Here is a 20,709-nt window from a genome sequence, read left to right on the forward strand (position 1 = left end):
GGCGTTCCGATGAACAGGTCGCATCGCTGCACTCACCCGAGCGTAACTCGGCGGACTGCCGTCCAGGCCGGCGCGTTGGGTCTGCTCGGACTGGGGATGAATCACCTGGAAGCCTTGCGAGCGGCGACGCTCCCGTTGGGCTCGGCGGGTGGCACGGCGAAGTCCTGCATCTACATCTTCCTCTCCGGCGGCCTGGCCCAGCACGAGAGCTTCGACCTGAAGCCCGACGCCCCGGATGGGATCCGCGGCGAGTTCCGTCCGATTGCGACCGGGACGCCAGGCGTCGAGGTCTGCGAGCATCTCCCCGGCCTGGCCCTTCGCAGCCGCCGATGGGCCGTGGTCCGGTCACTGACGCACCCAACGAACGATCACACGCTCGGGCATTACCTGATGCTGACGGGGCGGAGCAAGGCCGACCCCGGCTTCCGCGGCGACCGCCAACCCCGTCCGTCCGACTGGCCCTCGATCGCCTCGGTCGTCGGGGGCGTCGTCCCCTCCCGAGCCCACAACCTGCCCCCTGCGGTCGTGCTCCCCGAACGGCTGGTCCACTGGTCCGGGGGCGCGATCCCGGGCGCGTACGGCGGCCAGATGGGCGCCCACCGCGACCCGTTCTTCATCGAAGCGTCGCCTTACGGAAACCCGTTCTGGCGCGGGGCCTATCCGGAGTACACCTTCCCGAACGAGGCGAAGAAGCCCCCGGAGGGCCGCGACGACCGCGTCTACCAGGCCCCGAACCTGACGCTCTCGCCAGGGATGACGTTGGGCCGCCTTAACCACCGAACCGAACTGTTGCGTGAGCTCGACCATCAGCGCGGGGCCCTGGAAGACGCGGCGACCTCCGCGCGCTTCGACCGTCACCGACAGTCGGCGATCTCGCTCCTGGCCTCGACCGAAGTCCGTCGCGCCTTCGACGTGACCAGGGCCGATGACAAGACCCAGGATCGCTACGGGCGCAACAGCTTCGGCTGGTCGCTGTTGATGGCGTTTCGACTCGTCGAGGCCGGTGTCTCCCTGGTCCAGGTCAACCTCGGCAACAACGAGACCTGGGACACCCACGGCGACATCTTTCCTCGCCTGAAGGACAAGTTGCTTCCCCCCACGGACCGCGCTCTTTGCGCCCTCCTGGACGACCTTGAGTCCCTCGGCCTTCTGGATTCCACGTTGATCCTGATGGGCAGCGAGTTCGGCCGGACTCCCAAGCTCTCGACGCTGGCCGCATCGTACCCGGGACCCGGCCGCGACCACTGGGGGGCACTCCAGAGCCTCTGGCTCGCGGGGGGCGGGGTCCGCGGCGGGACGGTCATCGGCTCGTCGGACAAGATCGGCGCCTACCCCGCCTCGAACCCCCAGACGCCGGAGAACATGGCCGCCACGATCTACCAGGCGCTGGGAATCCCCAGCACCGCCGCCTGGCATGATGAACTCGAACGCCCTCACCAGATCTATCAAGGATTACCGATTCCCGGATTGATTTGAGGCGACGATCAGCATACGACTCTCACCCGTTGCAAGACTGGAGTCGAGATCATGCTCAGCATCCACGGGGAAGACCTGGCCAGGCACCTTCGAGCCGGCAAGACGGGAGGCCTGGTAGATCCATGGCATCTTGAGTGCCTGGCTTGCGACACGCTGCTCAGTTTCTCCATCTTGGGTGCCTGGCTTGGACACGCGACACGCTGCACCCAGTTTCTCCATCTTGGGTGCCTGGCTTGCGATATCCTCTCGATCCCTGGCGGTCTTCGAGTAACAATTCAACGGAAGCCACTCAGTTTCTCCAACTTGGGTGCCTGGCTTGCGACACTTCCTTCACGTGTAACAATTCAACTGAAACCACTCAGTTTCTCCATCTTGGGAGCCTGGCTTGCGACACCCGCCCGCCTGATGTTTCGACCGATATCAGCGAGAACGAGTGACACGGCGTAACTCAGCATTGATCCCAGAAATGTCGCCGATGAGGCAATGACGTACGCAAAGGGCATCCCTCGGCGATACTTCCACCCTTGGCTAAGTATGCGAATATACATATTACGTTTTGCAGGATTCCGCAAATGAATCCCAAAAAGCCCATGCTGACCATGAAGCCGTAATACCACGGCTCGGCCGAATTCGCCGCCACTACGGTCTGAGCTATTTGCGGACTGTTTGCCGAAATGGTCCCGTCGGCCTTGGGCACCTGGACAGTCGCCTTACAGCCCGAGCACTTGACCGGACTCCCCGCGTATTCGTCCCGGACCTTCAGAGCGGTTCCGCATGGACACATGAATTTAATCGCCATCGGTTGCGCCCCCGCTCACCATTGTCGCTTGAACACTTCCCACTGTAATATGGGATTCGTAATCGATCTATGCAAGCCGGAATTCGGATTCCGCCCGTCATCGCTCTGGCAAACCATCAACGCTCGGGGGGAGGTTCGTCGAAGCCTTTGGGCTTAGCGAACTCCATCACCGCCTGATCGACGCACACCGCCGATTCGAACAGCAAAGGATGGCTCGACGAGGCACTCGCCGAATACCGGGTCGCGGCCCAGTTCAATCCTCGAGACTCCGAGACGCAGAACAAATTCGGCTCGATCTTACTCCAACTCGGCCGGTACGCCGAAGCGGGGCCCGGTTCGCTGAAGCGCTCCGCATCCGACCAGGCTATGCCCTGGCCCGGCGTGCCCTCGCGCATGCCCGCCTTAATGAAGGAGATCGAGATGTCGACGGGCGCGAGCTTGCCCGGCCGCAACTGAGAGCCGACTGCCCGGGAACGTGGTGGAAAGCGCACGCCCTTGCCGAACCGCCCGGGCCATGTTAGGAAGGACGATGTGACAGGCTGAGGGGCACGGGAGGCCCCGCCCGGTTCGACGCCCCGATGGATTCAAGGTTCGATGAACGTCTCATCCGATCGAACGACGGCCAAAATCGGCCCTCTGACGCTGGAAGACCAGGGTTGGCTTGGCCTTGGACCTCAGCACTGGAACGAATCCCAGGCGGTGCTCGCCGAGCATGCCTTGAGACGGAGTGAAGGGGAACTGTCCGACCAGGGCGCCCTGGTCTTCAAGACCGGGAAGTACACCGGCCGGTCCCCAAAGGATAAGTTCATCGTTCGGGAACCTTCGAGCGAGTCCGAAATCGACTGGGGCGACGTGAACGCCCCCTTCGATCCGGGCCGGTTCGATGCGCTCCACCAGCGCGTGCTCGAGCACCTCCAGGGACGCGAGGTCTGGATCCAGGACTCCTTTGGGGGGACGGAACCCACCCACCGCCTGCCGATCCGCGTCATCTGCGAACGGGCTTATCACGCCTTGTTCGCCCACCAACTCTTCGTCCGCCCCACCGCCGAGGAGCTCGCCGTCCACCGGCCCGAATTCACCATCGTCGCGGTCCCCGACTTCCAGGCAGTGCCCGAACGCGACGGCACGCGTAGTGAAGTCTTCATTCTCCTGAATTTCGCGCGTAGGCTTGTCCTGATCGGGGGAACTCAGTATGCGGGCGAGATTAAAAAGTCGGTCTTCTCGATCCTGAACTACCTGCTCCCGCGACAGGGCGTGCTCTCCATGCATTGCTCGGCGAATGTGGGAGAGGCGGGCGACGTCGCGCTCTTCTTCGGGCTGTCGGGCACCGGCAAGACGACCCTCTCCGCCGATCCCGTTCGGGCCTTGATCGGCGACGACGAGCACGGTTGGGGTGACGACGGCGTCTTCAACTTTGAAGGGGGCTGCTACGCCAAGTGCATTCGCCTGGACCGGCTCAACGAACCCGAGATCTATGAGGCGATCCGATTCGGCACGGTGCTCGAAAACGTCGTGCTCGACCCCAAAACACGCGTTCCCGACTTCGCCGACGCGTCATTGACTGAAAATACGCGTGCGGCCTACCCGATCGAGTCGATCCCGAACCACGTGTCAGGGGGACAAGGAGGGCATCCCAGCCGGATCATCTTCCTGACCTGCGATGCCTTCGGGGTTCTCCCCCCCTTGTCTCGACTCACGCCGGAACAGGCGATGTATCATTTTCTTTCCGGCTACACGGCCAAGGTCGCCGGAACCGAGCTGGAGTTGGGCCAGGAACCCTCGGCCGTTTTTAGCGCCTGCTTCGGAGCCCCCTTCATGACCCTGCCGCCCAATCGCTACGCCGCCTTGCTCGGCGCCAAGATGCGGCGACACAACGTGGAGGCCTGGCTGCTGAACACGGGTTGGACCGGCGGCGGGTACGGCCAAGGACGTCGGATCCCGCTCCGGCAGACCCGCGCCCTGGTCGACGCCGTCCTGGAAGGATCGATCCGCGACGTCTCCTATGCGGTCGACCCGATCTTCGGCCTCGCCTATCCGCAAGCCTGCCCCGGTGTCCTCACCGAGATTCTCGACCCGCGCACCACATGGCCCGATCCGGCCGCCTACGACGCCCAGGCGACTCGACTCGCCCAGCTCTTCCGCAAGAACTTCACGCGATTCAACGAAGTCGAGCCAGCGATCCAAGCTGCCGGTCCACGACTTGATTCATAAAGTGGTTGACCCGTGCGTTGCCGATCACGTTTTTGATCAGCGGGTTATTTCCCGCTTCAAAGTGGCGGCCGGTTCCGCAGTCGGGACGACGCATTCCAATTACCGTGGCCTACGAGCAAATTACGGGCAGGGGAAGCGTGAGGCGGATTCCCTCGGCGGGGCTCCGCTCTGATTTTGAAATGGTCTTCGTGGATCAATTACGGGCAGGTTCGCGATCTGGCTCGCCCCCTCGGAGGGGGGCGACCAGGTGGAAAGAACGACTTCTTCTCCTCCTGTAATGGAGAAGGTTTCGGCGTAGAGCACCGTTGCGCCACGAGTCATTGTAAGCCGGTGCTCTCCGGTGGGGAGGTCGCAGACGAGCGGTCTATGCAGGCTTTCGCCAACGTGGAACGTCTGTCCGCCGACACTCACAACGACATCGGGCTCGGTCACATGGACGACTGCGGTTCCGTCCCGAGGCCCTGACTGCGAGGCCACCCAGCAGAGCATGGCCCCGCCGAAAGTCCAACCACAGATGTGGCCGAAGATCTTGTTCCTCAAGACCCCAGAGCAGGACCGCCGGGCGATCGCCTGAAGGATCATCAGCCGTTCCTTTCACGAGGAAACCGATGGCGGACGGAGTCCCCCGCCCTCCCCCGCAGGCAACACAAACCCACGGCGCGACAGGCAAATCGCAATCGCTCTCGCGCCTGGCTGAGTCGCCCACGCACCGTTCCTGACGGCCGGCCGGCCGAGGGATATGGCGGCCTGGTCTTGGATCAGGCCCGCTCCCATACCAGATCCTCCGCCAGTCGTGCTCTTGGGAATTGGGACTGCTACACTTGTCTTCGTAGGTGCCCCGAAATTATTAGCGGACTATGGGCGGATCGCCCCGTTACCCGCGAAAGGAAGCCTGCGCGGCTCGGCTGATCGTCTGCGGCGGGATGAAAACCCAGCGCCCTTACCTATAAAAAGAACCCGGACACGAGAGCCTTCGCTCTCGTGTCCGGGTTTCTCTTGATCTCTTTAAATCGCGATCCGCTCAAGCTCAGCCGCGGCCTGCGCCCTGGGGCTCGCGATCGCGGCGACGGCGGACACCACCCGGAGCCGACGAGACGGCGCGGCGCGGGAACCGGCCATTGCCGCTTCCATTGCCGTTCCCATGTCCGTTACCGTTGCCATTGCCATTGTTGTGGCGAGGGCCAGGGCCGCGCCGGAAGCCACCTTGGCGGGGCTGGGGGCGGAAGTAAGGTCGGGGCGGAGCCGGAACTCCCTCGACCTGGTCGGCCTCCAACTCACGCGAGATGCAGCGCTCGATCTGATCGAGCAGCTTGCCCTGGTCGGGCAGCACCAAGGAGAAGGCCACACCATCGCTCCCCATCCGGCCCGTTCGGCCGATCCGGTGAACGTAGTGGGTCGGATCTTCGGGCAGGTCGAAGTTGATGACGTGCGAGACCCCGCGGACGTCGATACCACGGCCGACAACGTCGGTCGCGACCAGGATCGTCAGCCGGCCCGATCGGAAACCCTGAAGGACCCGGTTGCGCTGAGCCTGGCTGAGGTTGCCGTGCATCGTGTCGGCGAGCAGCCCCTCGGAGCGGAGCAACATGCCCACCCGATCGGCTCCGCGTTTGGTCCGACAGAACACGATCGCCCGCGGCGCCGCCTCACGGCGAAGTAGTTTGATGAGCAGCTCGAACTTTCGTTCGGCGGCCACCATCAGGTACGACTGGCGGATCGCCGGGATCGTCGCGTCCTCATCTTCACGGATGAGCCGGACGTCGACCGGGTTGACCAGGTAGGTCTGCGCCAGTTCGCGAACTTCAGGAGGCATGGTCGCCGAAAGCAGCAAGGTCTGCCGGGTCTTCGGCACCGACTTCAGAATCGTCTCAACGGCGGGCCGAAACCCGATGTCGAGCATCTGATCGGCCTCGTCGAGAACGACGACATTCACCTTGTCGAGCCGGATCGCGTGACGGGCCATCAGGTCCATCAAACGTCCGGGGGTGGCCACAACCACCTGGCAACCCGCGCCCAGCATTCGCTGCTGGCGAAGGATCGGCTCACCGCCAACCACGGCCACACCGCGAACTCGCCGGCCGTAGGAAAGCTTCTCGAACTCACGGCTGATCTGAATGACCAGCTCACGCGTCGGCGCCAGGATCAGAGCCTGCACGCGTCGGTCATTCTCGTCGATCTTTTCCAAGATCGGCACCAGGAACGCGGCCGTCTTGCCCGTGCCCGTGGGAGCATTGCCCAGGCAATCTCGGCCTGCGATCGCCTGAGCGATCATCGCTTGCTGAATCGGGCTCGGCTCCTTGAAGCCAGCGCGATCCAAGGCCCTCAAACTCATCTCGCTAACACCCAGCGCGGGGAACCCCTCGGTCGTTTCAGTCGTCGAGGTCCCGATCGTCGTCTTCTGCAAACTTAACTCCTTCTCACCCCGACTTGTGGCGCGGACGGGACAACCCTAACGGTTATCCGTTCTCGGACGCGGCTTGCGTAGTTGTCGGCCTTGTCGCGCCAAGAAGTCCGCTCCGGCAACAAACCGGACGCGAAAAGATGAGACAGCGCAAAGAGACCAACGGGCAGATGGCTCGCGAGGTAGGATCTCGGCCTCAAGCCGGTGGGGTGTACCTTCGTTATTTTTCCAACCGAAGGATTGTAGCATGCTCCGCCAAAGAGGCGAACCGCAAATTCGCAAACCGCGCGGATTCCCCAAAAGAACTCGCAACTGAACAGCCCGCCAGGTTCGACTGGCGGATCGCGAGGAAAACTGGACAATTCAGAGGGGAGAATGCCCAAACCCTAGGAGCCCAACACGATGCGTCTGGTGATCGATGGCCAGCGGCTCACGGAGGAGCGGACGGGGGTGGGCCGTTGCCTCGAAAGTCTGCTCGCCGAGTGGGCCCTGACCGGCCTTCCCCTGGCAGAGACTTTGGTCGTCCTTCGCGACCCGAGGGGGCGGCAACGAGTGCCCCAGATCGACGGCCTCAGCACCAAGGTGGTCGGTGAGCGCTGGTCGGGTCTCGCCTGGGAATGTTTCGGACTCGCGCGTGAGCTCCGCCCCGACGACTTGCTGTTCGCTCCCGCCAACCTTGTTCCGTTGCCCTGGCGGGGTCGGACGGTGCTGGTCATCTACGACACCCTCCCCTGGGTCGTTCCCGAGAGCTTCTCCCGGCTCGTTCGCTGGCGGTTCGGCTGGCGATACCGCCTGGCCGCGCACCGGGCCAGCCGGATCCTCGTCCCCTCGCAGGCGACCGCCAATGACGTGGCCCGAGTCCACGGCGTTCCGTTGGGAAGGATCAGGGTGACCTATCCCGGTCCTGAACCCGAGTTCCGCCCCCTGCCCCTCAACGCTCCTGAGGTGATCGAGGCGCGCCGACATGTAGGCGTGGAGTCTTCTCCCTATTTTCTCTTTGTTGGCAAACGGTCCCGACGACGCAATGTCCCCGCAATCCTCAAAGCTTTCGCCAGCCACCGACTCGCTCACCCAGGCGACCGGCTCGTGTTCGTCGGTCCCGACGACCCGGGCGAATTGCCGGGCCCGGCCGACGGCACAATCCGCGCGGGGCATGTCTCGGAACCGATCCTCCGCGGCCTCCTGGCCGGAGCCATCGCCCTGCTCTACCCCTCCGACTACGAAGGGTTCGGCCTGCCCGTCGTCGAAGCGCTCGCCAGCGGCTGCCCGGTCGTGACCCTGCGCAACAGTGCCCTGATCGAAGCAGGCGGGAATGCTCCCTGGTATCTCGACTCGACCGACGCCCCAGCCATGGCCGTCGCCTTGCGGATTCTCGCCACCAACGCGGAGGAACGGCAGAAGTGTATTGCCAGGGGCTTTGCTCACGTCGCGCAATTCAGTCGAGCTCGGTTCGCGCATGAGGTCAAAACCGAACTCATCAAGGCCGCGACATCCTCATCGTTGCAGGCCTGAGAATGGGTTTTCGCGGGGTGCGCACGGCCCATCCGCTTCGACTTCATTCCCACCAGTCCACAGCGCTTGCTCCGAACGCGTTCCGCTTCATCGAACAGGCTCGAGAGCGTCTTCGGGGAGAAAAACCGGCTCCTGTCGCCTGAAGGCGGCCACGGCCGGCGAAACTGGGGAGTCGGTTCGTTGGCGTTGACGATGGCGGTGCTGGTGCTCCTCGATCAGGGCGAAATAGCGGTCGATATGTTCGGACTCGGACCAGATCCCGTGCCGCGACCGATGCCCATTCTCGCCGAGGGTCCGTCTCAGTTCATCGTCACTCGCGAGTTTGCCCAGGGCGTCAACGAGACCATCGGGAGAGTCGAAGACGAGCCCGCCGCCGCTCTCAGCCACGAGTTCGGGAAGGGCACCGAGGTTGCGCACGACGACCGGAGCCCGCTCTGCGAACGCCTCGAGCACGACGTAGCCGAAGGTCTCATAAACCAAGGAGGGAACCGCGACGGCGCGTGCCCCCCGAAATAAGGCCGCCACGTTGGCGGCATCGAGCCGGCCCTCGAAGATCACGTTGTCGAGGCCGCGTGCCTGCTCCTTGAGCTCGGCCTCGTATTGGCCCGATCCGGCGATCCGAAGGTCCAACCCAGGCAGGCGTCGCATCGCCTCGATCACGTCCTGAAACCCTTTGATCTTTTCGAGTCGGCCGGCCGCGGCCACGTACGGTCGCGGGTGCGCAGGCGTGGGCGCCGACGGCAATCCCGTATAGTCGTGGGGCAAAAAATAAGGCAGGTGCGTCATCCGCGCGACGATCCCGCGCCGGGCGTGTTCACGACGGGTCGAAAGGCTGGGGCAGATGAGGGCGTCGAGATGACGCAACGACCGGTCCAGCAGCGGAGTCATACGCCAGAGCTGAGGCGGACGCATCGACTTGACGCAGCAACGGACGCACTCGCTCCGCTCGCAGACGCTCTGGTCGTGCTTCCAGAGGACGTGCAGCGGGCAGACGAGCCAGTGTTCATGAGCCGTCATGAATTTGATCGCGCCCGGGGCGGGGATCTGGAGCAGCCCGGGCCCACCGATCAGGGAGAGGTTGTGATAGTGGACCACGTCCGGGCGAATCTCGCGCAAGAGGCGGCCGATCGCACGGGCCTTGAACAGCGGGCGACCCGTCTGGTGAGTGGCAAGGGGGGACAGGACGCCGGCCTTGCTCTCGAGCGAGTGGATCAAGACGCCTGGAGGGGGCGAGTACGGGCGAGGGGTCTGGTCGCCGCGCGACGCCTCGAATGCGTCGCGACAGTGGATCACATGGACCTCGTGCCCCTGCCGCGCCAGGGCCCGCGACAGCCGATCGACGAAGGCGGCGTCGCCTCCAAAGCTGTGGCTGCCGAAAAAGGTCGTGAGCATGCAGAATTTCATGGCGGCTTCCTCTGAACGTCTCAAGAAACCGGGGCCTCGGTCCCTACAAGGGCCTGGTTTCCAAGGGGGGGGGACCGATCCATCCTCAAAATGTCACTTGCTGGCTCAGGCCTGGATACGAACGCTCGCATCCCGCCGTCGTCGTCGTCAGTGCTCGGAAACCGGCAGCTTCGCCTCGACCAGCGCCCGCGGTTCCCGGCGAACGCCTCGCGTCGATCGTTGGCTCAGGTTAAGCATCGATTCGGTCTGCCGTGGGTCCCATCCCGGGTCGAATTCTCCGAACGCCGCGAGCAAGGCCCGAGCCGAGTTCGCCCAGGTGAACTGGGACGCCCGTCGAAAGGCCGTACTCGCCAGTTCGTCACGGCCGACAGGGTCCTCGAAGATCCGCCGCACTGCGCCCGCGATCGCGGCCACCTCGGTCGGGTCAAAAAAGATTCCGGCGTCGCCGACCACTTCGGGAAGCGAGCCCGCCGTGCTCGAGATCACCGGGGTTCCACAGGCCATGGCCTCGACCGGGGGCAAGCCGAACCCTTCCATCAACGAGGGTTGAGCCAGGACGTAGGCCCGGCTGTAGAGGTAGGCCAGGTCATCGTCGGGAACGAACCCGGTGAAGTGGACGCGGCCGACCAGTCCGAAGCGCTCGACCGCCGCCCGAAGCTCGGGGACGTGCGTGTGAAAAACGTCGCCGGTGTCGCCGACCAGAACCAACTGCACGTCCGAAGGAGCGGCACCCGAGAATGCCTCGATCAGTCGTGATAAGTTCTTATGAGGGCTCAACCCCCCGACATAGAGTACGTACCGGGTCCCCGGCGCAAGCCCGTAGCGGGCCAGAACGGCGTCCGATTCCGGCCCTCGGGGTCGAGGGCGAAATTCCTCGCCCGGTCCCTCACTCACCACGCAGATCTTCTCCGCGGGCAGGCGGAACCAGGCAATCAGGTCGCGGCGGGCCGACTCCGAAACGGTGACGATCCGATCCGCCCAGCAAGCCGCGGCATGCTCCTTGAGCATCCAGGAGAGCCGCCCTTGCCACGTCGGGAAGACAAGGTCAGGATGCGCCAGCGCCAGGGTATCGTGCATCGTGACCACGACATGCTTCACGTTCCAGACCGGGAAGAACGTGTAAGTCGCCGGGAAATAGATCAGGTCGATGCCCGCGCCCGCGACCGCCTTGCCCATCGAGAGCATGTCGCGGACCCGACGCCGCCCGGTCGCGGAGGCCGCGCTCGTCGGGGCCTCCCCCACATCTACCAGCACCGTCTCGAAACGATCGGGGACAGAGACAGTCGCCGCCGAGGGTCGGTCGATGAACACGACGAACTCATGCGGGTTTGGCATCTCCGCCAGCGCATCCAGGACCTGACGGGCGAAGCGACCAAACCCACGTCGGTTCGCCAGGCAGCTTCCATCGATTCCAATTCGCATGGCGAAGACCTCCTCTTCGGCTGGGCGGCCCATCCCTCGAAGGCCGCGTCGGCGACCCTCGACCCCACTCACTTCAACGCCTCATTCAGGCGGCGAAGCCGGCAGACTCCTGCCCTTGATGAACCCACTGCCAGGTGCCCCAGATTCGCTCGTGACTCGGCTCAAATTCCTTCCCCGAGAACGTTTCACTGGTCGTCATTGCGTGACACCAGCAGCATCGTGCTATGGCCAAACGGAAGCCGCGCGGTCAGGCGCCCCGCGACCACCGCCTCGGCGGCGGCGACCCCCGCCATCACCCGATTCACCCACGGGTGTGGCAACCGGATTTTCAGGCCACCCCCCGAGGGATGACTGCTCGGACCACTTCGGCCGGCCCGGACCAGGCGACCCCGCAGTTCCTGAACCAAGGCTGGGAGGCAGTTGGCATGAGTCGCCCTCCTGACCGTGAACCCGGAGCGTTCGAAAACCTTGATCAGGTCGCCAAGCCGGTATCCCCCCTCGATCGCAGGGGATGCCGAGGTCCACCCCTGGGCGTTCGAGCGTATGAGAACCACTCCGCCTGGTTCGAGTACCCGGCGCAGTTCCTCCGCCGCGCGACGGTCACCGTCTTGAGGAAGATGCTGAAGAACATCAAAGCAAGTAATGACATCGAACTTTGAATTTCCGAATGGCAAGTCGAGGGCGCTCCCTCGGACCAAGGGGAAAGCGTGCCGTCGCCTGGCATGGGCGAGGGCCTCGGCGCTGGGGTCGAGCCCGACCACGGAACCGATCTCGGGCCGGCATGCGAGCCGGAGCGCCGTCTGCCCGGTGCCACAGCCGACGTCGAGCGCGGCCAAGTCCCGGCGACCACGGAGCGCGGCGTCCAGCCAGTGGGCCCCGAGCCGCCACATTCCCAGCGACCACCAGTGCTCGGCTTCGACTTCGGCCAGCCGGTCAAAGTAAGCGGGCTGTTCGATTGTCAAAGTCGTTGTCATGGCAAGAGCCCCTGCAAGCGATGCCGCCAGAGATACCAACGGGGGGACAGGCCGAGTTTGGCGAGCATCCGCAATCCACCGACCGCCGCGACGATTTCGAGGGCAAGCAAGGCCCACCCCACTCCCCAAGGACCCGCCAGGGCTGCCGCGGCGGGGACCAGGACCAGGGCGAGCAACACGAGACCAACCGTCTGGTCGAAGACCCACGACTCACGTCGGCAGGCGATCAGAGACGCCTGGATGAAGCTCGCCGTCAACAGCCAAGGGAGCCGCGCCGCGATCAAGACGAGCCAAGGGCCGCCCCCGCGATAGTGTTCGCCAAACAAGAGCGGCATCCAGCGTTCCGCCATCACCATCAGAACCAGCACCGCGGGAAGGCTGAGAACCCAGATCCGAACCAGCGAATCCTCGATCAAGCCGCGGGCGAGATTGGCCCCGCAAGCCCATTGCCGCGCGATGGCGGGCGCGAGCGAGGCCGGGAGGACGAGGCCCAAGGCCACGAACCCGAACACGATTCGCCGCGCCGCCGCGTAAGAGCCGAGTTCCGCGCTGGCCCACCAGCCCAGCACAAGCAGGTCGGCTCCATAGAGGCTGACACGGCCGAACCGGATCACCCCCGCGATCGCCCCGCGGCGAGCCACAACGAGCCAGGCCCGCTTTCGGAACCGGACGCGAGGCCAGCCAAGATGGCAAGAATGCCAGACCAACGGAACGATCGTTCCCACGACTTCGGCGAACACCAGGCTCCACGCGGCTCGCAGTACATCGCTCGGGTTGCGGACGAGGCTGACCGCGAGGCCCACATAGGCCAATGAACGCACAACTTGCGCCAGGGCGATCCAACCGAAGCGCCCGGAGACGCGAAGGCCGACATCGGTGACCAAGGCCGAAGGGAACAGGATCAGGCCGGCGACCACCACGACCGGCCCACGCTCGGGACCGGCCAGAAACGCCAGGCCCAAGACCAACGTATAACCCGTCAATGCGGCCAGGCCGCGCAAACCAATGAGAACATCAGTCAGTGGTCGAATCAACGAAGGTCGCCGCGCGGCTTCGCGATAGACGATGACGTCCACCCCGCCACGGACCAACACGAGGAGCCAGGCCGCGACGGCCGCGGCATACTCCAATCGGGCAAAGCTGGCGGGACCCAAGCGACGCGCCAGGTGAACCATCACCGCGAACCCGATCAAGTTCGCCAGCAACTCCGCGACGAGCACCCAGCGCAGTCCTTTCGGACGCCGGAACGCCGGCTTCCGGGCTTTCGGGCCGACACGATCGGCAGCGCTCGTGAGGCGGGCCGTCGTGGTCATGCCGCCTCCCCTTTGGTCGCATTCAGCTCCCAGAGCGGACCGATGGCGCGAAGCAAGCCCCGTGTCAGGCCGAACGTTCGCGCGGCGGAATAGCAACGGACCCCGCACCGCTGGAGCCGTGGAAGCGAACGAGCCCAGCTTTCCGACACGCCCGGCGCGTCGACCTCAACCCGCTTGAAACCGGCTGCCAGCGCGAGTTGTCCCGCCTCGTTGCCCGAGAGCGTTCGTGGCGGCCAGACGTCGCGTCTCCTCAGCCGCAAGTAGGCGGGGACCCAATTTCTCGGCAGCCAGCCCAGGCCCCAGAGCCCAACGTGAGGGTCGGTCGTCATGGTGAAGCGATTGGGAGACCAGACGATCAGTCGGCCCCCCGGACGGAGCACGCGGACCCACTCCCGCAACGCTTGCTCGGGGTCGTCGAGATGCTCGATGAGGCTGTCGGCAACCACCGCATCGAACTGGTTGTCGGACCAGGGAAGCCGCTCGGCCGACGCCGCGACGAGGGTTCCCGTCAGCCCGCGGTCGGTCAGTCGCCTCCGCGCTACCACCAGCCAACGCGACGCGATATCCACCCCTTCGATCGACCGCCCCGACCGCAAGGCAGGCACGAGCAGGCCCCCGGTTCCGCAGCCGACTTCAAGGATGGAACCCTCACGCGGCAAGCGAGCGGCGAGGGCTTCACCACGCGCCTCGGCCCCGGCGATGTGCCGCAGGAACCGACCTCGACGCGCGTCGAGCACGTCATCGGTGATCGCGTAATACGCCTCGGCCAAGCCCTGCAAGTCCGTCTCGGGCTCCAGCGCGTGCAGACGCTCGGCCTTCGCCCGCTCGGCGTTGAGGTTGAGATAGCGGTCGGACTTCAGCCGGAGATCGACCAGCCCCGCGACCAAGGGAAACGATCGCCCGCAGCCGGTGCAAGCTGGCCCCTCGGTACGGTCGAGCAGCATCCCTCGGCAAGCCGGGCATGCCAGCGTCGTCCCTTGTTCGACGAAAAGTTGATGATCCATCAAGCTTCAAGATTCCCTTTTGATTTCCGCGAACTCCGAGCGAGGAGTTCGGTTCCGACTCGCTAAGCGCAGGAGACTCAGGCCCGAGCAAGTCTCCAGGAGAGCGGATGAGTCATGGCCGCTCGACCTTCACGTAAAGTTCGCCGCACGCGCAGCCAGCCTTCAAGCTTGCCCGTGGTCAAGCGGTCGAGAGCGTGACTCGAGCGGAGGTAATAGGCGTCGATCCGCGAGATCTGATGGAGATCCTGCCTGGCGTTCGCCGTGTCGAGCCGGGTACCGAAAGCCGCGGCGTAGTGACGCCGAACCGCCAGGCGAACCTTCGTGTTCGAGCGACCATAGGGATAAGCGAACAGCGAGCAGGCTCGACCGAGACGTTGTTCGATCGCATCGCGCGACCCACGCAATTCCTCGTCGAGTTGCGTGTCATCGCAACGGTCGAGCGGTACGTGCGTGCGTCCGTGGGCAGCAAATCGGAACCCGAGCGACTCCAACGATGCGAGCTCCGACCAGGAGAGTATCCGCCCTCGAGGCACCTTCGCGGGCTGGCCCGGCCAGCCGTTGTCGGAACCGACCCGGTCGGTGGCGAGAAAAATCGTCGCGCTGACCCGGTATCGCGCCACCACGTCGGCCACCTCAAAAATCGAGCGGAGACCATCGTCGATCGTCAAGGCGAACCCACGCTCAACGGAGGGACGGCCCCGGGCGATCCAGGAGGCGAGATCCACCGCCTGGAAACCCGCGTTGGTGAGAGCCGAGAGCGTGTCGGCGAACCAGACGGGGTCGGTCGCGGTGACGCTCCCCGTCGTATCAAACGCGTGGTAGGTCAGGATCGGCAAGCCGCCGGCCCTCATCCCCAAGGCTCCTGAACCACGCCAATGCGTTCGCCGGCGGGAATCTGTACCAGCCTTTCCTCGAGCGGAATCTCTTGACCCAACTCGCTCGAGCGATAGACCGCGTCGATCATCTCGGTCACGCGGCAGCCGTCCCAACCGGTCGCTCCCAATCGAGGCTGCGATCCCCCCGGCCGGGCGACGAAAGCTTCCATCTCGCGAACGAGCGACCGCTCGCAGCCGAAGAGGCCGCGAAACCGCCGTTCGGAGACCCGTTCCGCCAGGTACCGCTTGGTGATTCGCCGGCCGGTTTCAAGCACGCCCGTCAGCTTCCAGGGGGCCGTCTCAACGTGCAGGTGGCCCTCCGTCCCTCGGATGTCGATTGTCAGGTAGCCTTTGGGAAGGGCCCAGGAGGAGCGGACCTCCGCAGTCCCTCGGTCGTGGTTGCGGAACCAGGCGGTCGCCTCTGACTCGCACCCCTCTGGCAACCCCAGGTTATTGCTTGTGTTTCCTCCCGCGGCGACCACTTCGCCGAGGAAGCGGCGGACCAGGTCGCAGGCATGCGGACCGTTGTCCATCAGGGTGCCTCCCCCCGCTCGGGAGACATCGGTGTGCCAGCTCCGGAGAAAGTCGGGGGAGGCCATGTGGCCGATCTCGGCCTCAACATGCTCGACCCGGCCGATCGCCCAGTCACTGACCAGGGCCAGAGCGTCGCGGATCGGCGGATAAAAGCGATGATTCAGACCCGTGGCCAGGCGAAGTTGAAGCTCATCGGCACGGAGGGCCAACTGGCGAGCGGCTTCCGGTCGAACGGTGAGCGGCTTCTCGCAGAGAACCCCCTTCCCCGCCTCCAGGGCCATGCCTGCCTGCTCAAAATGGTCGGCATGCGGGGTGGCGATCACGACGGCGTCGACTTCGTCCCACGAAAGCGCGGAGGCATAGTCGGCGACGACTCGGACCCCATGCTGACGGCCCACGACCTTGGCGACTTCAGGGTTGGCGTCATGCACCGCGACGAGCCGGCAGCCTCGCGCCGCCATGATCGCGGCCGCCCGTTGCGTTCCGAGGAATCCCGCCCCTACCACCAGGAATCCCACTCCGAGCCCGTTGGCTTCCATGCCCGCCTCCTCTGAGTAGACGCCTTCAGTCGTTCGTCATGCGACCGTCCGCCCTCGCGCGGGGGGTCCCAACCACGTTCCGGTTGTCTCGCCCGCCGACCACGCCGCCAGTAAGAGCGACAAGGAAGGTAAGGCTGTTAGCCAGGGTCCAATCCCTCGACCGCGCTTGGCCAAAGCCGCGGTAATCCGCCGGATCAAGATCGCGGGGACCAGCGGCGCAACGACCGAACGCATCAACCGCTCGGCTCGCGTCATCCGCCCTCCCCGAGCCGCACCGTAGTGCCTGGCGTGGTCCCGGCGCTGACGCAGGGCCAAACCGAGGCCCCCTCCCCCCTGGAACTCGACCGAGGCATCACTGGCCATCGCCAGCGACGCCCCTCGCTCGCGCAATCGGCGGTGGATCTCGACCTCCCAGAACCCAGCCTCCCAGAGGGCTTCCAGCCCTTCGAGCGACGCGCGGCGATAGAGTGCGTTATCGCCGGGGGGCTCGACCTGCTCGACCTTGGGAAGTGGCCTGAGGTAGTTCACATAGCGTAAGAGGTAGACGGCCCGATCGGCCGGCGAGAGCCGAGACGCGGGATCGATCGGCCCCCCGACGGCCGCGGCCCCGGTCGATTCGAGGCGTCCCCGCAAGGACTCGAGCCAGCCGCGAGCCGGAATCATCTGCGCGGTCGAGAACGCCACCAGAGGCGTTTCGGACGCGTTGAGGCCGTCACGCCAAAGTTCGGGAGCCAGCGTGCCGGGCGGCCTTCTAAGGATTCGGAGACCCGGAAACAAGGCCTTGGCCTGATCGGCCGTCCCGTCGCCGGAGGCATCAACAAGGATCAGCTCACCTTGCATACCCACTTCTTCAAGGAACCGAGTCAGGCTCGCGGTGATCGTGTCGCTTGCGTCGATCGAGGCGACCACCACGGTGACCGTGGGCGATCCCGCTTGCCAGGTCGGGTGGGTTAGAGCCGGTTGAGGCCCCGGAGCGTCGACTCGGTTCATGACGAGACGACCTTCCCGGGGCAATGGGCCCTGCTGCTGTGCGGCCCTCGATAGACCGTGGCCGGAAGCCGATCCCAGTAGCGCTGGACAGCGTGGTTCGAATGCGGGACGAGCGCCCGCTTGACCTGATCGATCGGGTCGCCGACGACCTGGATTGCCGACAGGTCGGCAACGCCCAGACCCGCCGCCTGTGCGTAATGAAGGTAGCCGATCCGGAGCGGGTCGAAGCCCATGACGGCGGCCGCAACGGCGTCGACCGCGACGGCGTCGGTCCCCGCGATCACGGTCCCGAGCCGGACCGGGGTGCCGTGCTTCGGTCCTTCGCGATGCATGGCCGTGAACGCATCAACCACACTGACGTGGGGTTTGACCCGCTTGGCCAGCGCGACGAGGTTCCGGTTCATCGCCTCGACCGAATGGAGGTAAGCGAGATCGGCCGCCGACAGCGCCTCGAACGAGTTACGTCCGGCCAGACCTCGGAGGACGGTCCGCGTGTTCTTGACACGGCCCATCAGTCGGGTCAGCCGGTTGACGACGAGGTTGTCCTGTTTGAGGAAGTCGATGACCAGCCGTTTCCAGCCGCGATATCCGTTCCCCCCCGCGGCATGACCATGCATCATGATCCGGTCGGCGAGGTGAATGCTGGAAAGCATATTCTTGAGGCTGAAGGTGACCATCGCCGTGACGTGAGTTTTCGCCAAGGCGAGCGAAACGCGGCAGGTCGACGCGTCAATCGTGCGTGAGAGCCGAGCGACTCGCGTGCTGCCGTCGACGCCGGTCAGTTCGATCGGCTCCCACTCATTCTCATCGCGATTGAGGTCGAGGAAGTCGACGGGACGGCCGAAGGTTTCGCGATGATATCCGAACCGGGCGAATCCGGCCGTCGCGTCACTCGCTCCCTCGGCCACGGTGGCGTGACGCGCTCCCGACGCAAACAGGGCGTCGAGCGTGGCCGAGAGAATATCGGCATGAGTCGAAGGAAGTTGATCGCGATGACTGACGAGGTTCGGTTTGACCAGCACCTCGGGAGTAACGCACGCGCGAAGGTCATCGGCGATCAGCGCGAGCGCCTGCGCAGCGGCCCCGCGGCGGTTATCGCTCCGGACGACGGCCACTTTCACCGGTTTGTCCATCGCGGAGGCCTCCTTGTCCGTTTCTTGCTGGGGCGCGTGGCCGTTGTCCCTGTTCCAGTGACAAAGTCGCGGCGGACACCGGAGTTCGGGTTGAGCTGCGGTGCGGACGCGGCCGATCGCCGGATCGAAAGATGCCAAAGTGTCAGAGCAATAACGACAGAAATCCCACAGCAACAGTAGTACAAGTAATGGAGTGAGAGCGAGGCGCTTGCAAAGAGCCAACCCCGTCGGCGGCTCAGGAACCGGTAAAAATGCCGATTCATGAACACGATCAGAGCCAAGCAGGCCACGACGATGGCGAGCATTTCCGGACGCCAGGGTGCAACCAGAAGCGCCAGGCTCATCAGGCCGGCCGCCGCGACGCAGAGTTTCTGGTCGTTCTTGACGTTGAGGTCGGTCTCGACGATCCCTGACCGCTTCATCAGCAGCATCCAAGGAACGCCGCGCTGAAAGATATCGGTCTTGATGACGGAGCCGAGCGACCATCGCTTCAGGTGCGTGGCCTGAACATCGCGGGCCAGAATGACCCGGCACCCCGCGCGAGTCAGGCGATAGCCGAATTCGATGTCTTCGATGGCGGGCCGTCGGTACAGGTGCGGATCGAAACCGCCGAGGTCGAGAAAGGCCTGGCGCCGGATCGCGCCGCAGCCGGTCCAGAACGTTCGCGCGGGCCTGGCCTCGGCGACGAACTCACCTTGCTGGTGCACGAAGTGGTGGAGGAGATTGCGAAACTGACTGATCAGTCCCGGATGCGTTGGCGCATCATCATACGAGCCGAAGAGTGCGACCAGACCCGGGTCGGCCTCGAATCGGCGTACGGCCCGAGACAGGGTCTGCCGATGAACGGCGACGTCTGCGTCGAGGAAGAAAATGATCGAAGCTGTGGCCGTGTGCGCTCCGAGGTTCCTTGCGGCCGCGGGGCCCAGCGCGGTTTCGTGGCGAACAACAAGGGCACCATACGATTCAGCCAGGGTGGCGGAATTGTCGGTGGAACCGTCATCGACGACGATTAATTCAAACTCAGCTTGGTCCGATTCACGAAGCCGCCGGAGGCAGCGCTCGAAGTCGAGACCTCCGTTGTGTACGGGGATCACGACCGAAAGCGGCGGCCTCCGCGGCTCCGGGTACGCCGGACCGGCGGGGACATCGTCCATGATCCACCCTCGCCCGTCAAAATTCGGACCCGTGCCGGAATGCGTCCCCGTCCTTGGGATCGCCCGAGCACGTGCCCAGACCGCCGTCAATCGAGGCGGAGCGAAAGTCTTCTCTGAAGCCAAGTCGTAGGGTGTTTCGTCTTCGCAACCGTCCCGTCGCAGCAAGTCGCGACGTGCGGCGGAACTTTAGCCGGAACGGCCGGACCTGTCAACGCAAGCCTCTCGGCAATTACACACAACGACTTTAATCATTGAAAACAAGTCTTCGACGCGAGATGCGAGTCCTCATCAGCCGATCGATGATCAGAGCGGGATGAACCAGCGCCCTGATTTCCTGAAGCCATGACCGGCCACTCGCCCGAGCGCCCTTCCACAGGGATTCATACGGGCCGAATTCATTCCGACCGGGTCGGCCCGGCCGTTGGGGATCCACCACTCCGGCCAAAGCGCGGCCCAGCGATAGCCGATCCCTGATTGATCAATCCCCCCACCGAGACGAGAGGAACGAGATGAGCACGGTCCGGCACAGTCCGCAATTCGATTGCCTGGAAGGTCGAACCTTGCTCAGTGCGAGCAAGGTCTCCCGTTCTTTCCTACTCACCCCGATCGCCGCGAATGCCCCACTTGCCGAGCATATCCATCCCCACCTGTCGATTGTCATCAAGGGTCAGGAGCAGACGATCCCCGCCAATATCGGTATCGTGCCCACCGGCGCATTGCCGATCCACACGCACTCTCCCGACGGTACGATCCACGTCGAATCGCCCCAGCAGATGCCGTTCAAGCTCCGCGACTTCTTCACGATCTGGGGTCAGCCGTTCAGCAAAAAAACGATCCTCGGCCATGCCGCCGGCCGCGGTGAGAAGATCACGATGGCGGTCGACGGACGGCCAAGCAAACTGTTCGGCAACCTGCTCCTGCAAGACGGTCAGCACATCGTCATCCGCCTCGGGCGATAGCGATACCAG

17 protein-coding genes are annotated in these 20,709 nt (G+C 64.6%); 4 read left to right on the forward strand and 13 right to left on the reverse strand.

The features are described 5' to 3' along the window. Window positions 1–9 precede the first annotated feature (9 nt). Window positions 10–1,476 carry a DUF1501 domain-containing protein gene (locus tag V5E97_RS20920; RefSeq protein WP_406693465.1) on the forward strand — a complete coding sequence of 489 codons (1,467 nt, stop codon included), beginning with the start codon at window positions 10–12 and terminating at the stop codon, window positions 1,474–1,476. Window positions 1,477–2,391: 915 nt separating this feature from the next. On the opposite strand, the gene V5E97_RS20925 is transcribed toward V5E97_RS20920, so the two are convergent. After that, window positions 2,392–2,727 carry a hypothetical protein gene (locus V5E97_RS20925; RefSeq protein ID WP_406693466.1) on the reverse strand — a complete coding sequence of 112 codons (336 nt, stop codon included), beginning with the start codon at window positions 2,725–2,727 and terminating at the stop codon, window positions 2,392–2,394. A gap of 142 nt (window positions 2,728–2,869) precedes the next feature. Between V5E97_RS20925 and pckA the strand changes: the two genes are divergently transcribed. After that, entirely contained in the window at window positions 2,870–4,486 is a 1,617-nt protein-coding gene (pckA, locus tag V5E97_RS20930) for a phosphoenolpyruvate carboxykinase (ATP) (RefSeq protein ID WP_406693467.1), read from the forward strand. 120 nt (window positions 4,487–4,606) lie between these two features. Here the strand turns inward: pckA and V5E97_RS20935 are convergent, their stop codons facing one another. Both V5E97_RS20935 and V5E97_RS20940 read right to left on the reverse strand, forming a co-directional pair. Beyond that, window positions 4,607–5,068: a hypothetical protein gene (locus tag V5E97_RS20935; protein WP_406693468.1), complete on the reverse strand. Its 462-nt coding sequence runs from the start codon at window positions 5,066–5,068 to the stop codon at window positions 4,607–4,609. A gap of 445 nt (window positions 5,069–5,513) precedes the next feature. Beyond that, on the reverse strand, window positions 5,514–6,890 hold the full coding sequence (locus V5E97_RS20940) for a DEAD/DEAH box helicase (RefSeq protein ID WP_406693470.1): 1,377 nt from the start codon (window positions 6,888–6,890) through the stop codon (window positions 5,514–5,516). A gap of 399 nt (window positions 6,891–7,289) precedes the next feature. Between V5E97_RS20940 and V5E97_RS20945 the strand changes: the two genes are divergently transcribed. Continuing rightward, window positions 7,290–8,399 (forward strand): glycosyltransferase family 4 protein, encoded by a 1,110-nt coding sequence (locus V5E97_RS20945; protein WP_406693472.1) that lies wholly within the window; start codon window positions 7,290–7,292, stop codon window positions 8,397–8,399. Window positions 8,400–8,486: 87 nt separating this feature from the next. Here V5E97_RS20945 and V5E97_RS20950 read toward each other — a convergent pair whose 3' ends face one another. The 10 genes from V5E97_RS20950 to V5E97_RS20995 all read right to left on the reverse strand — a co-directional run bounded on the left by V5E97_RS20950 (window position 8,487) and on the right by V5E97_RS20995 (window position 19,741). Then, window positions 8,487–9,803, reverse strand: coding sequence for a glycosyltransferase family 4 protein (locus V5E97_RS20950; protein ID WP_406693473.1), 1,317 nt, complete (start codon window positions 9,801–9,803; stop codon window positions 8,487–8,489). Between the two features lie 147 nt (window positions 9,804–9,950). Beyond that, entirely contained in the window at window positions 9,951–11,225 is a 1,275-nt protein-coding gene (locus V5E97_RS20955; RefSeq protein ID WP_406693474.1) for a glycosyltransferase family 4 protein, read from the reverse strand. A 185-nt stretch (window positions 11,226–11,410) separates the two neighbouring features. Beyond that, window positions 11,411–12,199, reverse strand: a complete 789-nt coding sequence (locus tag V5E97_RS20960) for a class I SAM-dependent methyltransferase (RefSeq protein WP_406693475.1) — start codon at window positions 12,197–12,199, stop codon at window positions 11,411–11,413. Further along, the gene (locus tag V5E97_RS20965; protein ID WP_406693476.1) at window positions 12,196–13,512 is read right to left on the reverse strand and encodes an oligosaccharide flippase family protein; all 1,317 of its coding nucleotides are present in this window, start codon (window positions 13,510–13,512) and stop codon (window positions 12,196–12,198) included. The genes V5E97_RS20960 and V5E97_RS20965 overlap by 4 nt, the downstream gene beginning before the upstream one ends. Next, a complete protein-coding gene (locus V5E97_RS20970) occupies window positions 13,509–14,516 on the reverse strand; it encodes a methyltransferase domain-containing protein (protein ID WP_406693477.1) in 1,008 nt (335 codons plus the stop codon). Before V5E97_RS20970 ends, V5E97_RS20965 begins: the two co-directional genes overlap by 4 nt. Before the next feature lie 77 nt (window positions 14,517–14,593). Further along, entirely contained in the window at window positions 14,594–15,367 is a 774-nt protein-coding gene (locus V5E97_RS20975; RefSeq protein WP_406693478.1) for a polysaccharide deacetylase family protein, read from the reverse strand. Continuing rightward, window positions 15,364–16,464: a Gfo/Idh/MocA family protein gene (locus V5E97_RS20980; RefSeq protein WP_406693479.1), complete on the reverse strand. Its 1,101-nt coding sequence runs from the start codon at window positions 16,462–16,464 to the stop codon at window positions 15,364–15,366. The genes V5E97_RS20975 and V5E97_RS20980 overlap by 4 nt, the downstream gene beginning before the upstream one ends. 36 nt (window positions 16,465–16,500) lie before the next feature. Next, window positions 16,501–17,454, reverse strand: a complete 954-nt coding sequence (locus tag V5E97_RS20985) for a glycosyltransferase family 2 protein (RefSeq protein WP_406693480.1) — start codon at window positions 17,452–17,454, stop codon at window positions 16,501–16,503. Further along, complete coding sequence (locus tag V5E97_RS20990; RefSeq protein WP_406693481.1) at window positions 17,451–18,587, reverse strand: DUF362 domain-containing protein; 1,137 nt, start codon at window positions 18,585–18,587, stop codon at window positions 17,451–17,453. Before V5E97_RS20990 ends, V5E97_RS20985 begins: the two co-directional genes overlap by 4 nt. Continuing rightward, window positions 18,572–19,741 carry a glycosyltransferase family 2 protein gene (locus V5E97_RS20995; RefSeq protein WP_406693482.1) on the reverse strand — a complete coding sequence of 390 codons (1,170 nt, stop codon included), beginning with the start codon at window positions 19,739–19,741 and terminating at the stop codon, window positions 18,572–18,574. The genes V5E97_RS20990 and V5E97_RS20995 overlap by 16 nt, the downstream gene beginning before the upstream one ends. A gap of 509 nt (window positions 19,742–20,250) precedes the next feature. Here V5E97_RS20995 and V5E97_RS21000 point away from each other — a divergent pair. Next, window positions 20,251–20,700 (forward strand): hypothetical protein, encoded by a 450-nt coding sequence (locus V5E97_RS21000; RefSeq protein ID WP_406693483.1) that lies wholly within the window; start codon window positions 20,251–20,253, stop codon window positions 20,698–20,700. The last annotated feature ends 9 nt before the right edge of the window (window positions 20,701–20,709 follow it).

Source organism: Singulisphaera photorubra, from assembly GCF_045290345.1.
Lineage (GTDB): Bacteria > Planctomycetota > Planctomycetia > Isosphaerales > Isosphaeraceae > Singulisphaera.

Bases quoted from the DNA above. Each gene is read 5' to 3' on its own strand.
- V5E97_RS20980 (WP_406693479.1), bottom strand. From the start codon at position 16,464: ATGGAAGCCAACGGGCTCGGAGTGGGATTCCTGGTGGTAGGGGCGGGA.
- pckA (WP_406693467.1), top strand. From the start codon at position 2,870: ATGAACGTCTCATCCGATCGAACGACGGCCAAAATCGGCCCTCTGACG.
- V5E97_RS20960 (WP_406693475.1), bottom strand. From the start codon at position 12,199: ATGACAACGACTTTGACAATCGAACAGCCCGCTTACTTTGACCGGCTG.
- V5E97_RS20955 (WP_406693474.1), bottom strand. From the start codon at position 11,225: ATGCGAATTGGAATCGATGGAAGCTGCCTGGCGAACCGACGTGGGTTT.
- V5E97_RS20945 (WP_406693472.1), top strand. From the start codon at position 7,290: ATGCGTCTGGTGATCGATGGCCAGCGGCTCACGGAGGAGCGGACGGGG.
- V5E97_RS20920 (WP_406693465.1), top strand. From the start codon at position 10: ATGAACAGGTCGCATCGCTGCACTCACCCGAGCGTAACTCGGCGGACT.
- V5E97_RS20965 (WP_406693476.1), bottom strand. From the start codon at position 13,512: ATGACCACGACGGCCCGCCTCACGAGCGCTGCCGATCGTGTCGGCCCG.
- V5E97_RS20950 (WP_406693473.1), bottom strand. From the start codon at position 9,803: ATGAAATTCTGCATGCTCACGACCTTTTTCGGCAGCCACAGCTTTGGA.
- V5E97_RS20975 (WP_406693478.1), bottom strand. From the start codon at position 15,367: ATGAGGGCCGGCGGCTTGCCGATCCTGACCTACCACGCGTTTGATACG.
- V5E97_RS21000 (WP_406693483.1), top strand. From the start codon at position 20,251: ATGAGCACGGTCCGGCACAGTCCGCAATTCGATTGCCTGGAAGGTCGA.
- V5E97_RS20990 (WP_406693481.1), bottom strand. From the start codon at position 18,587: ATGGACAAACCGGTGAAAGTGGCCGTCGTCCGGAGCGATAACCGCCGC.
- V5E97_RS20985 (WP_406693480.1), bottom strand. From the start codon at position 17,454: ATGAACCGAGTCGACGCTCCGGGGCCTCAACCGGCTCTAACCCACCCG.
- V5E97_RS20995 (WP_406693482.1), bottom strand. From the start codon at position 19,741: ATGGACGATGTCCCCGCCGGTCCGGCGTACCCGGAGCCGCGGAGGCCG.
- V5E97_RS20935 (WP_406693468.1), bottom strand. From the start codon at position 5,068: ATGATCCTTCAGGCGATCGCCCGGCGGTCCTGCTCTGGGGTCTTGAGG.
- V5E97_RS20970 (WP_406693477.1), bottom strand. From the start codon at position 14,516: ATGGATCATCAACTTTTCGTCGAACAAGGGACGACGCTGGCATGCCCG.